General features: G+C 74.0%; 13 protein-coding genes. 10 read left to right on the top strand and 3 right to left on the bottom strand.

The features are described 5' to 3' along the window. Nucleotides 1-37: 37 nt before the first annotated feature. Nucleotides 38-1,021, bottom strand: coding sequence for an NAD(P)H-binding protein (locus tag LIV55_RS07570; RefSeq protein WP_229299807.1), 984 nt, complete (start codon nt 1,019-1,021; stop codon nt 38-40). Further along, a complete protein-coding gene (locus tag LIV55_RS07565) occupies nt 1,018-1,572 on the bottom strand; it encodes an SRPBCC family protein (RefSeq protein WP_163562432.1) in 555 nt (184 codons plus the stop codon). Before LIV55_RS07565 ends, LIV55_RS07570 begins: the two co-directional genes overlap by 4 nt. Nucleotides 1,573-1,612: 40 nt before the next feature. Here LIV55_RS07565 and LIV55_RS07560 point away from each other — a divergent pair, with 40 nt between their 5' ends. After that, the gene (locus tag LIV55_RS07560) at nt 1,613-2,056 is read left to right on the top strand and encodes a VOC family protein (RefSeq protein ID WP_201467941.1); all 444 of its coding nucleotides are present in this window, start codon (nt 1,613-1,615) and stop codon (nt 2,054-2,056) included. A 52-nt stretch (nt 2,057-2,108) separates the two neighbouring features. On the opposite strand, the gene LIV55_RS07555 is transcribed toward LIV55_RS07560, so the two are convergent. Continuing rightward, a complete protein-coding gene (locus tag LIV55_RS07555) occupies nt 2,109-3,056 on the bottom strand; it encodes an SPFH domain-containing protein (protein WP_163562433.1) in 948 nt (315 codons plus the stop codon). A gap of 100 nt (nt 3,057-3,156) precedes the next feature. Between LIV55_RS07555 and LIV55_RS07550 the strand changes: the two genes are divergently transcribed. The 9 genes from LIV55_RS07550 (at nt 3,157) to LIV55_RS07510 (ending at nt 12,193) form a co-directional block, all read left to right on the top strand. After that, a complete protein-coding gene (locus LIV55_RS07550; RefSeq protein WP_229299806.1) occupies nt 3,157-3,825 on the top strand; it encodes an alanyl-tRNA editing protein in 669 nt (222 codons plus the stop codon). Next, the gene (locus LIV55_RS07545) at nt 3,825-4,844 is read left to right on the top strand and encodes an NAD(P)H-dependent flavin oxidoreductase (RefSeq protein WP_229299805.1); all 1,020 of its coding nucleotides are present in this window, start codon (nt 3,825-3,827) and stop codon (nt 4,842-4,844) included. The genes LIV55_RS07550 and LIV55_RS07545 overlap by 1 nt, the downstream gene beginning before the upstream one ends. 17 nt (nt 4,845-4,861) lie before the next feature. Beyond that, nucleotides 4,862-5,668 (top strand): MerR family transcriptional regulator, encoded by an 807-nt coding sequence (locus LIV55_RS07540; protein ID WP_229299804.1) that lies wholly within the window; start codon nt 4,862-4,864, stop codon nt 5,666-5,668. Nucleotides 5,669-5,836: 168 nt separating this feature from the next. Continuing rightward, nucleotides 5,837-6,883, top strand: coding sequence for a Gfo/Idh/MocA family protein (locus LIV55_RS07535; RefSeq protein ID WP_191680416.1), 1,047 nt, complete (start codon nt 5,837-5,839; stop codon nt 6,881-6,883). Continuing rightward, nucleotides 6,880-7,854, top strand: a complete 975-nt coding sequence (locus tag LIV55_RS07530; protein ID WP_229299803.1) for an NAD-dependent epimerase/dehydratase family protein — start codon at nt 6,880-6,882, stop codon at nt 7,852-7,854. The genes LIV55_RS07535 and LIV55_RS07530 overlap by 4 nt, the downstream gene beginning before the upstream one ends. 2 nt (nt 7,855-7,856) lie before the next feature. Continuing rightward, entirely contained in the window at nt 7,857-8,999 is a 1,143-nt protein-coding gene (locus tag LIV55_RS07525) for a DegT/DnrJ/EryC1/StrS family aminotransferase (protein WP_229299802.1), read from the top strand. Next, nucleotides 8,996-9,640, top strand: a complete 645-nt coding sequence (locus tag LIV55_RS07520; RefSeq protein WP_191680418.1) for an LbetaH domain-containing protein — start codon at nt 8,996-8,998, stop codon at nt 9,638-9,640. Before LIV55_RS07525 ends, LIV55_RS07520 begins: the two co-directional genes overlap by 4 nt. Next, a complete protein-coding gene (locus tag LIV55_RS07515) occupies nt 9,640-10,743 on the top strand; it encodes a DegT/DnrJ/EryC1/StrS family aminotransferase (RefSeq protein WP_229299801.1) in 1,104 nt (367 codons plus the stop codon). The genes LIV55_RS07520 and LIV55_RS07515 overlap by 1 nt, the downstream gene beginning before the upstream one ends. A 4-nt stretch (nt 10,744-10,747) precedes the next feature. Next, a complete protein-coding gene (locus LIV55_RS07510) occupies nt 10,748-12,193 on the top strand; it encodes an oligosaccharide flippase family protein (protein WP_229299800.1) in 1,446 nt (481 codons plus the stop codon). Nucleotides 12,194-12,203: the final 10 nt, after the last annotated feature.

Genomic DNA, 12,203 nt, shown 5'->3' with positions numbered 1-12,203 from the left:
GCCGACAGCGACCACCGGGTTTGCGGCGGGCGCGCGCCTACCGCGACCAGACGGGGTCGCCGAGCGAGGGCCGGTGGGGGTCCTCCCCCGTCGCCGCGCCGTCGTGCGCGGGGTCGAAGGGGAGCAGGGAGCGGCTCATCGACTCGCGCACCCCGACGAGGGTGCGCCCGGGCTCGCCGAGCACGTCACGGGCGTCGAGATGGCAGATCATGTCGTGCTCGAGCGAGTGCACGAGCGCCTCGACCGTCTCGGTGGGCACGTCGGTGAGGGCGCCGGCGATCGAGCCCATGAGCCCGGCGGGCATCCACGGCAGGGGCACCTGCACCCGGGTGGCCGAGACGACGTCGGCGTAGACCCGCAGCAGCTCGGGGTAGGTGAGCACGTCGGGGCCGCCGATGTCGAGGTAGCCCCGGGTCCCGGGCGACTCGAGCGCGAGCACGAGGTACTCGACCGTGTCGCTCACCGCGATCGGCTGCACCCGGGTGCCGCGCATCCACACGGGCACCGGGCGCACGAGCGGGATGCGCCGAGAGACCTGGCGCACGACCTCGAAGCTCGACGACCCCGACCCCATGACGATCGCGGCACGCAGCGTCAGGCTGCTCCCCTCGCGCGCGGTGAGCACGTCCTCGACCTCGAGGCGCGAGCGCAGGTGGTCGGAGAGGTGCTCGTCGGGGGTGCCCTGCGGCACCAGCCCGGAGAGGTAGACGAGGTGCTCGACCCCGGCGGCGTCGACCGCGGCGCGCATCGTCTGCGCGGCCTGCCGGTCGCGCGCGACGTAGTCGCGGTCGTCGAGGCCGTGGATGAGGTAGGCGACGGCATCGACCCCGTCGACGGCGCGTCGGACCTGCCCGGCGTCGAAGACGTCCATCGGCCGCCACTCCACCGCGTCGCGCCAGGGGTACCCGGTGCGCGAGCTGCCGTCGGAGCTCGTCGCGACGACCTCGTGACCGCGGGCGAGCAGGGCGGGGACGAGCCGGGAGCCGACGTACCCGCGGGCCCCCGTGACGAGGACCCTCATCGGCCGCGTCCGAAGCGGCCCAGCACCGAGCGGCCGTACGACGCCACGAGCCCGGGGAGCACCGCGCGGCCGACGTCGAGCGGCTCGTCGTCCGGGCCGCCCTCCTTCGCCGAGGCCGGTCCCGCGAGGCAGTGGACGAAGCGCTCGATGAGCGGGTCGGAGGCGCGCTGGGCGATCCCGCCGCCGAGGTTGGTCGGGGCGCCGCGCACGTCGAGGCTCGTCGTGAGGTCGACGCCCGTGCGGCCGCCCTCCACCTCCGAGAGCTCGAGGTCGATGACGATGTCGGCCTTGCCGAAGCCGTGACGCTCCGCCCCCTTCGCCCGGATCTGCGCGTGGCGGGCCGACTCGTCGGCCTGCGTGAGGGTGCCGTCGCCGTCGTAGGTGAGGGTGACCGGCCCGAGCTTGACCTTGAGGGCGCCGACGAAGTCGTCGCCGGTCACCTCGGTGACCTGCGCCCCGGGGAAGCAGCGCCCGACCCGGCGCAGGTCGGTGAAGGCGGCCCAGAGGTGGTCGACGCTCGCGTCGACCTCGTGGTGATGACGTAGCTGCACCCTGGCGACCCTAGCCGCGCTCAGCCGTTAGGTTCGTCGTGTGATCACCGCAGTGCACACCCTCATCTACAGCGACGACGCGGTCGCGACGCGGACCTTCTTCAAGGACGTCCTGGGTCTGCCGCACGTCACCGACGCGGGGTCCTCCGACGACCCCGCGGTCGCCGCCGGCGACCCGGCCGGCTGGCTGGTCTTCGACACCGGGCCGAGCGAGCTGGGTGTCCACCCGACGAAGGGGGAGTTCGCCGGCGAGGCCTTCACGGCTCCGCGCCACCACCAGATCAGCCTCATGGTCGACGACATCACGGCGACGGTCGCCGAGCTGCGCGAGCGCGGCGCGGTGTGCGACGGCGAGCCGCGCGACCTCGGCTTCGGCATCGGCATCGAGGTCGACGTGCCGGGCACCGACCCCGTCCTCGTGTACGAGCCCCGCCACGCGACGGCCTACCGCCGCGCGACCGCGGCCCGTCCGACGACGAGCTGACCCGCTCGGGCCCGAGCGGGCTGGTACGGGCCCGATCTGAGTCGGCCCGCCCTCAGCGGTCCCGCGACGTCCCGTCGACGAGCACGCCGTCGGCGCCGGACGCGCCCGGCCAGCAGCTGAAGCCGACCGGCACGGTCTGGCCCTTCTCGACCATCGAGGCGAGGGTGTCGAGGCACTTGCTCACGAGGACGTTCGGGTCCTTCGAGATCGACGCCGACAGCGTCCGGTTGGCCTCGGACTCCGCCTTCGCCGTCTCCTTGCGCTGCTCGGCGATGCGGGTGTTGCCGATCTCGACCTGGTAGGCGTCGATGCGCGACTGCGTCTTCTCGTCGAAGTCGATCTTGGTGATGATCACCGAGTCGATGATGAGCCGGTCGCCGATCGACTCCTCCATGCGCTCCTTGACCTGCCCGGCGAGGTCGTCGAAGTCCTTGGCCTCGGCGCTGTCGGTCGCGTCGCCCGTCGCGGCCGCCTTCGCCTGCGCGAGCGGGTTGTAGTCGGCGAGCGCCTGGTTCATCGCCGCCGCGAGCTCCTGCTCCTGCAGCGCCGGCCCGATGTTCTCGAAGGCCCGGTGCGCCTTGTACAGCTCGGCCGCCGCCTCGGGCTTGATCCGCCAGCGCACGGAGTTCTGCACGTACGCGGTGGACTGGTTCTTCAGCCGGATCTCCGTGCGCTCCTCGCCGAGGTTGTTGTCGATCTGCACGGTCGCGTCCATGAGCGCGATGTCGGTCCACGGCGCCTTGAGGTGCAGCCCGTTGCCGATCGGGGTCCCGGGCTTGCCGAAGGTGATGGGGATGCCGACCTGCTGCGTCGGCACCATCGTCGTCAGCGAGATGGCGAGGACGACGGCGGCGAGCACGGCGCTCGCCCAGCCGACCGGCCGCCCGTAGCGGGTGAGCGACGCCGGGTCGGCGGGCTCCCCCTTCGGCCGTCGTCGCGCGACGGCGAGGGCGACGACCGCGATCACCGCGAGCACCACCGCGAGGACGAAGAGACCCATGACCGCTCCCTGCTGCTGACGACACCCCGATGACGCGGTCATCCTGCCAGGGGCGGGGGGTGGTCTGGCCGCGGGCCGGGCGCTGGGGTTGGATCGGGGCATGAGCGTCGAGCAGAGCCGTGCGTACTGGCAGGACACCTACCTCTTCCAGACCCGGACCGAGGTCGTCGCGACCTCGACCGAGCCCGCGGGCATCGCGGTCCGCGAGGGCGTCGTCCACCCGAAGGGGGGTGGCCAGCCCGACGACGTCGTCACCGTCGACGGGTCCCCGGCCTCGGTGAGCAAGGACGCGGACGGCGTCGTGTGGCTGCACCCCGAGTCGGGTGTCGCGCAGGAGGGCAGCGAGGTCGACGTCGCGATCGACCCCGACGTGCGGCGGCGGCACGCCGCGCTGCACTCGGCCGGCCACCTGCTCGACGCGTGCGTCACCCCGCTCGGGTACCGCAACGTCGGGCTGAGCCACACGCCCGGCCAGGCCTTCCTCCTCTACGACCTCGACGGCGGGTCGTTGCCCGAGGGCGAGGACGAGAAGGCCGCGCTCGTCGAGCGGGTGCTCGAGCGCGCCCGAGAGCACGTCGCCGCCTCGCTCGCGTACTCCGCCGAGGTCGACGACGAGGGCGTGCGGCGCGTGAGCATCGAGACCCTGCAGACCGACCCCTGCGGCGGCACCCATGTGCGCTCGACCGCCGACCTCGCCGGCATCGCGATCACCCGCGTGCGCACGAAGAAGGGCCAGCTGAAGCTCAGCTACACCGCCGAGCACGCCTGATGGCCCTCCTCGCCAGCCGGCGCCCGCTCGCCGCGGCCCCGATGGCCGGCGGCCCGACGACCGCACGGCTCTGCCTCGCGGTCGCCGCGGCGGGGGGCTTCCCCTTCGTCGCCGGCGGGTACAAGACCCCGGACGCGCTGGTCGAGGAGGTCGAGACGGTGCGAAGGGGTGGTCACCCCTTCGGCGTCAACCTCTTCGTGCCCGACCGTCGGGTCGTCGACGCCGACGCCCTCGCCCGGTACGCCGAGCGGCTGGCCCCCGACGCCGCCCGGTACGGCGTGACCCTCGACCCGACGCCGGTCGTCGACGACGACGCGTGGGACGCGAAGCTCGCGCTGCTCCTCCACCGCCCGGTGCCCGTCGTGTCGCTGACCTTCGCCCTCCCGCCCGCGGACGAGGTCGCGGCGCTGCGGGCGGCCGGCACGACCGTGCTCGCCTCCGTGACGACACCCGAGGAGGCCGAGCGGGCGCGCGCGACCGGTGTCGACGGGCTCGTCGTCCAGGGCCCGCGGGCCGGCGGGCACAGCGCGACCCTCGACCCCGACCGGGTCGTCGAGGACGTGCCGACCGCCGACCTCGTGCGCGCGGTGCGGGCGGCCTGCCCGCTGCCCGTCGTCGCCGCGGGCGGGGTGGACGGGCCCCGCGCCGTCGCCGCGCTGCTCGACGCCGGGGCCGAGACGGTCGCCGTCGGCACGATGCTCCTGCGCGTCGACGAGGCGGGCACGTCCGCCGTGCACCGGGCCGCGCTCGCCGACCCCCGCTTCACCCGGACCGCCCTCACCCGCGCCTTCACCGGTCGTCCGGCCCGGGCGCTGCGCAACGCCTTCGTCGAGGCCCACGACGCCGACGCGATCACCGCCTACCCCGCCGTGCACCACCTCACCCGCGCGATGCGCCAGGCCGCCGCCGCGGCCGGTGACCCCGACGGGGTGCACCTGTGGGCGGGCACCGGGTGGCGTCACGCGCCGACCGGCCCGGTCGCCGAGGTCCTCGCCGGGCTTGACCCTCACGCGACGTGAGGCGCCACGGTGGATCCATGACCACCGCACCCGGGCAGACTGCAGCCGTGGACCGGACGTGGACCGTGGGGCAGGTCGCGCGGACCTTCGGGATCTCCGTGCGGACCCTGCACCACTACGACGAGCAGGGTCTCGTCGTGCCGTCGGGGCGCACGGCCTCGGGCTACCGGCTCTACGACCACGGCGACCTCGAGCGGCTGAGCACCGTCGTCGGCTACCGCCGGCTGGGCTTCGCGCTCGAGGACGTCCGGGACCTGCTCGAGGCAGACGGCCCGGGCCGGCTGGCGCACCTGCGCCGGCAGCAGGCGGCGGTCAGGGCGAGGCTGGCGCAGACCGCCGACCTCGCCGAGGCCATCGAGCACGCACTGGAGGCAGAGATGCAGGACCGACCCGCGACCACCGAGGACCTCAGAGCGATCTTCGGCGACGGCTACTCCGAGGAGTACCAGGCCGAGGCGCAGGAGCGCTGGGGCCAGACCCCGCAGTGGGAGCAGTCGCAGGCGCGCACCGCGCGCTTCACGCCCGCAGACTGGGTGCAGATCAAGGAGAGCACGGAGGCCTTCGAGGCCGAGCTCGCGCAGGCCGTCGCCGACGGCGTGGACCCCGCGTCGGACGAGGGCGTCGCCCTCGCCGACCGCCACCACGCGAGCATCGAGGTCTACTACGACTGCTCGGACGAGATGCACGCGAACCTCGCCGAGCTGTACGCGAGCGACGAGCGCTTCACGCGCCACTACGACGAGCGCCGCCCCGGCCTCGCGCAGTGGCTGCACGACGCGATCCTCGCGCGCGTCGCGCGCCACGACGGAGGGCACGCGGGCTGACGCCGCGCAGATCCCCCCGGGCGCGAATCCCCCTTCGCCCCGGGGGATCTCGCGTCCCGCGCGACTTTCTGCGATAACCCAGCGGGGGTGCACGGGCGCTGTCTACAGTGACGAAGGCCGATCAGACCCTGGTCGGCTTCATCATCATCACGCACCGTGGGGGACAGCGTGGACAAGCTGGGCGTCGCCGTCATCGGGTCGGGGTACTGGGGGACCAACCTCGTCCGCAACTTCCGCAACCACCCGGACTGGGATCTCGTCGCCGTGTGCGACCTCGACCCGGCCCGGGCTGCCCGCGTCGTCGGGCAGCGCAGCACCATCGACCTGCTGAGCGACGTCGACGAGCTCCTCGCTCGCAGCGACGTCACGGCCGTCGCCATCGCGACGCCGGCGAGCACGCACCACGCGCTCACCCTGCGTGCGCTCGCCGCCGGCAAGCACGTGCTCGTCGAGAAGCCGATCGCCGAGTCGCTCGACCAGGCGGCGGAGATGATCGCGGCCGCCCAGGCGGCGGGCCGGGTGCTCATGGTCGACCACACCTTCTGCTACACCCCGGCGGTGCGCTACATCCGCGACGCGCTCGCGGCCGGCGACCTCGGCGACCTGCTCTACGTCGACTCGGTGCGCATCAACCTCGGGCTCGTGCAGCCCGACGTCAACGTCTTCTGGGACCTCGCCCCGCACGACCTGTCGATCCTCGACTTCGTCCTGCCCGGCGGGCTCGCCCCGGAGACGCTGAGCGCCGTCGGCACCGACCCTCTCGGCGCGGGCACCGAGTGCGTCGGCCACCTGTCGATGCCGGTCGCCCCCGAGGTCCTCGCCCACGTGCACGTCAACTGGCTCTCGCCGGTCAAGGTGCGCCAGATGATCTTCGGCGGCAGCCGGCGCACCCTCGTGTGGGACGACGTCAACCCCGCCCAGCGCATCTCGATCTACGACCGCGGGGTCGACCTGCCGACGCAGCGCGAGAACGCGAGCGACCGGCGCGCGAGCACGATCTCCTACCGCCTCGGCGACGTCGTCGTGCCCGCCCTGCCCGAGCGCGAGGCGCTCTCGAGCATGGTCGGCGAGCTCGCCGCCGCGATCCGCGAGGAGCGCGCACCCCTGACCGACGGGCACGCCGCGATGCGCGTGCTGCGGCTGCTCTCCGCCTCGGACAGCAGCCTGGCCACCGGCGCCCCCGTGCGCCTCGACGACAGCAGGAGCGCGGCATGAGCGACCTCCACGGAGCGAAGGTCCTCGTCACCGGGGGCGCGGGCACGATCGGCTCGACGATCGTCGACCAGCTCCTGGCCGAAGGGGTGGGCGACGTCGTCGTCCTCGACAACCTCGTGCGCGGCCGGCGGGGCAACCTGCGCGACGCGCTCGCCGACGACCGGGTGAGCCTCGTCGAGGGAGACATCCGCGACCGCGACCTGGTCCACGACCTCGTCACCGGCAGCGAAGTCGTCTTCCACCAGGCGGCGATCCGGATCACGCAGTGCGCCGAGGAGCCGCGGCTGGCCAACGAGGTCCTCGTGGACGGCACCTTCAACGTCGTCGAGGCCGCCGCGCAGCACAAGGTCGCCAAGCTCGTCGCCGCCTCGTCGGCGTCGGTCTACGGCCTCGCCGAGCAGTTCCCGACGACGGAGCGGCACCACCACCACAACAACGACACGCTCTACGGCGCGGCGAAGTCCTACAACGAGGGCATGATCCGCAGCTTCCGCGCGATGCAGGGGCTGGACTACGTGCTCCTGCGCTACTTCAACGTCTACGGCCCGCGGATGGACATCTTCGGTCTCTACACCGAGGTCCTCATCCGCTGGATGGAGCGCATCGACGCCGGCCAGCCGCCGCTGATCTTCGGCGACGGGCAGCAGACGATGGACTTCGTCAGCACGGTCGACATCGCCCGGGCCAACGTACTGGCCGCCGGCAGCGACGTCGTCGAGGGCGTCTACAACATCGCGAGCGCGAAGGAGACCTCGTTGCTCGAGCTCGCCCAGGCGATGCTCGCGGCGATGGACAGCGACCTGCAGGTCGAGCACGGCCCGGATCGCGCGGTCAACGGCGTCACCCGACGTCTGGCCGACATCTCCGCCGCCGAGCACGACCTCGGCTGGCGCCCGCAGATCGACCTCGTCGACGGGCTGCGCGAGCTCGTCGCGTGGTGGCGCTCCGAGCGCGTGCTGGCAGACGCGTAGCCATGGAGCGCATCAACGTCATGCGCCCCTACCTGGGGCGCGAGGAGGCCGAGGCGGCGATGGCCACCATCGAGTCCGGCTGGGTGGCCCAGGGGCCACGGGTCGCCGACTTCGAGCGGGCCTTCGCCGAGCTCGTCCAGGCCGAGCACGCGGTCGCGGTCTCGAGCTGCACGGCCGCCCTCCACCTCGCCCTCGTCGCCGTGGGCGTCGAGGCCGGCGACGAGGTCATCGTCCCGTCCTTCTCCTTCATCGCCACGGCGAACGCCCCGACCTACCTCGGCGCGACGCCCGTCATGGTCGACGTCGACGCGAAGACCGGCAACATCACGCCCGAGACGGTCGCCCCGGCGATCACCGGGCGGACCCGGGCGATCATCGCCGTCGACCAGGGCGGGGTGCCGCTCGACCTCGCCCCCCTTCGCGCCCTCGCCGACGAGCACGGTCTCGCTCTCGTCGAGGACGCGGCGTGCGCGGCCGGCTCGACCTACGACGGCGCGCCCGTCGGGTCCGGCGCGGACGCGACGGCCTGGTCCTTCCACCCCCGCAAGCTGCTGACGACGGGCGAAGGGGGCATGGTGACCACCGACGACCCGGAGCGCGCCGCCCGCGTGCGCCGGCTGCGCGAGCACGCGATGGACGTCTCGGCCGCCGACCGTCACCAGAGCGTGCTGGCCCCGGCGGAGCAGTACCTCGAGATCGGCTTCAACTACCGGATGACCGACATCCAGGCGGCGGTCGGGATCGTCCAGCTCGAGCGCCTGCCCGGTGTCGTCGAGCGCCGCCGCGAGCTCGTCGCGCGCTACCGGGCGGCGATCGCCGACGTGCCCGGGCTCCGGCTCGTCGAGGACCCGCCGTGGGGCACGACGAACTACCAGTCCGCGTGGGTCGAGGTCGGCGAGGGCTACCCGACCGACCGCGAGGGGCTCCTCGCCGCGCTCGCCGCGCACGGGATCTCGGCCCGTCGCGGGATCATGGCCGCCCACCGGCAGCCGGCCTACGCCCACCTCGGCCTCGACGACGCCGCCCTGCCGGCGACCGCGGCCCTCACCGACTCCACGCTCATCCTCCCGCTGTACCACCAGCTCCAGGAGAGCGACGTGGACCGGGTCGCCGCCGTGCTGCGCGACCCCGGCGCGACGCCATGACCGAGCCGGTCCTCCTCCTCGCGGCGAGCGGGCTGGCCCGCGAGACCCTCGCCGCGATCCGCGCGATCGACGAGCGCGACGGCACGAGCACCCCGGTCGGCATCCTCGACGACGACGAGGCCCGCCACGGCGAGGTGCTCCTCGGCAGCCCGGTGCTCGGGCCGACCGCGATGGCGGCCGACCTGCAGGACCGGCTGGTGCTGTGCGCCGGACGCGGCGCTGCCCGCCGGGCGATGGCCCAGCGCCTCGACGGGCTCGGCGTCGACCCGGCCCGCTACCGCGCCGTCATCCACCCGGCGGCGTCGGTCGGCGAGGGCAGCCACGTGGCGCCCGGCGCCGTGCTGCTCGCCGAGGTCGTGCTCACCGCCGACGTGCAGGTCGGCGCGCACGTCGTCGCGATGCCGGGAGCGGTCCTCACGCACGACGACGTCGTCGAGGACTACGCGACGATCTGCGCCGGCGTCGTCCTCGGCGGGAGCGTCCGCGTGGGCGCCGCCGCCTACCTCGGCATGTGCTCGAGCGTGCGCGAAGGGGTCCGTGTCGGCCCCGACGCGGTCCTCGGCATGGGAGCGACCCTGCTGGGCGACCTGCCCCAGGGACAGACGTGGGTCGGTGTGCCGGCCCGGAGCAAGGAGTCCTGATGCATGTCCCCCTGGTCGACCTGCGCGCCGCGCAGGCCGAGATCCTCGACGAGATCCGCGCCGACGTCGACGACGTGCTCTCGAGCGCGGGCTTCGTCGGCGGGCCGCACGTCGCGGGCTTCGAGGAGGAGTACGCGCAGCTGTGCGGGACGCAGCACTGCGTCGGGGTCGCCAACGGCACCGACGCCGTCGAGATCGCGCTGCGCGCCGTGGGCGTCGGGCCCGGCGACGAGGTCGTGCTGCCGGCCAACACCTTCGTCGCCACGGCCGAGGCCGTCGCCCGGATCGGGGCGCGCTCGGTGCTCGTCGACGTCGACCCCGACCACCTGCTGATCGACCCCGCCCAGCTCGGGGCCGTGACGACGGAGCGCACGCGGGCGATCGCCCCCGTGCACCTCTACGGCCAGCTCGCCCCGATGGGCGCGGTGCTCGAGCACGCCGACCGGCTCGGTCTGCCCGTCGTCGAGGACGCCGCCCAGTCGCAGGGCGCGACCCAGGACGGCCGGGTCTCCGGCAGCCTCGGCCGGATGGCGGCGACCAGCTTCTACCCGGGCAAGAACCTCGGCGCCGCCGGCGACGCCGGCGCGGTGACGACGGACGACGACGACCTCGCCCGCACGGCCCGGCTCCTCGGCGCGCACGGCAGCCTGACGAAGTACGTCCACGAGGTCGTCGGCTTCAACTCGCGGCTCGACGCGATCCAGGCCGTCGTGCTGCGTGCGAAGCTGCGCCGCCTCCAGCGCTGGAACGCGTGCCGTCGCGAGGCGGCCGAGCGCTACGCGAGCCTGCTCGACGGGCTGCCCGTCACCCTGCCCGCGGTCGCCCCGGGCAACGAGCACGTCTGGCACCTCTACGTCATCCAGGTCGACGAGCGCGACCGCGTGCTCTCGGCGCTGCACGAGGCGGGGGTCGGCGCGGGGATCCACTACCCCGAGCCGGTCCACCTCACGCGGGCCTTCGCCGACCTCGGGTACGGCCGGGGCGACTTCCCGGTGACCGAGGCCGCCGCCGACCGCATCCTGTCGCTGCCGATCTACCCGCACATCACCCCCGCGCAGCAGGAGCACGTCGCGCAGTCGCTCGCCGACGCGCTCGGCGCCTGAGCCGATGGGCACCCCGCCGCAGACCGAGAGCCGCGGGCTCGGGGCGCGGGCGGCGAACGCCCTGGGCTGGAGCCTGGTCAACACCGCGGCGTCACGCTTCGGCACGCTCGCGATCGGCATCGTCCTCGCGCGGGTGCTTGGCCCGCAGGAGTTCGGCACCTTCGCCGTCGCCGTCGTCGCGCTGCTCGCGATCCTCGCCTTCAACGACCTCGGCGTGAGCCTGGCGATCGTGCGGTGGGCCGACGAGCCGGCGGACATCGCCCCGACGGTGACCTCGGTGACCGTGCTGACGAGCGCGGTGCTCACCGGCCTCGTGTGGGTCGGCGCGCCGTACTACGCGACGGCGATGGGGGCGCCCGCGGCGACCGACCCCGTGCGCTGGCTCGGCATGGCGATCCTCGTCAACGGCCTCGTCGCGACCCCGGCCGCGCTCATGCAGCGCGAGATGCTGCAGAAGCAGCGGATGGTCATCGACCAGGTCAACGTCTGGCTCGGCGCCTTCACCAGCCTCGCCCTGGCGCTGACCGGCTGGGGCGCGATGAGCCTGGCGATCGGGCGCCTGGCGGGGAGCGTCGTCTCCGCCGTGATGTTCGTCGTCGCCTCGCCGCTGCCCTACCGGCTCGGCTGGGACCGCGATGTCGCGCGCCGGCTGCTCGGCTTCGGGCTGCCGCTGGCGGGGGCGAGCGTGCTCGTCTTCGTCATCGGCTACCTCGACCAGCTCGTCGTCGGCGGGGTGCTCGGCCCGGTCCAGCTCGGCCTGTACGTCCTCGCCTTCAACCTCGCGAGCTGGCCGGTCAGCCTCTTCTCGCAGCCGCTGCGCAGCGTGGCACCGGCCCTCTTCGCCCGCGTGCGCGAGAGCCCCGAGGTCATGGCCTCGGGGGTCTCGCTCTTCGTGCGCCTGCTGCTCGGCGTCTCGGCGCCCGCGTGCCTCGTGCTCGCGGCTGCGGCCGGACCGCTCGTGGCCCTCGTCTACGGGCAGGAGTGGGCCGGCAGCGCGCCCGTGCTCGCCTGGCTCGCGGTCTTCGCGCTCGTGCGCATCCTCGCCGAGCTCTGCTACGACCTGCTCGTCGTCATCGGCTCGACCCACCTGCTGCTGCTCACCCAGCTGCTGTGGGTGCTCGCCCTCGCGGTCGGCGCGTACGTCGCCGCGCAGAGCGGGCGGGTGTGGGCCGTGGCGGTCGCCCAGCTCGTCGTCGGCCTCGTCGTCGTGCTGCCGCTCTACCTGTGGCAGCTGCACCGCGTGGACCTGCCGGTGCGGGCGCTCGGCGGTCAGGTGGCCCCGGTCGTCGGGGCGAGCGTCGTGGGCGCGGGGGTCGTCGCGGTGGGGGCGACGACGCTGCCCTCGGTGGCCGCCCTCGGCCTGGCCGGCGTCGTCGGGCTCGTCCTGCTCGCCGTGCGGCGTCGCGAGCTGCTCGCCGACTGGCAGCGGCTGCGCTCCCTCACCGCCTGAGCGGTCCCCC

Source organism: Janibacter melonis, from assembly GCF_020567375.1.
Lineage (GTDB): Bacteria > Actinomycetota > Actinomycetes > Actinomycetales > Dermatophilaceae > Marihabitans > Marihabitans melonis.
This window is presented reverse-complemented; position numbering and strand designations above follow the sequence as displayed.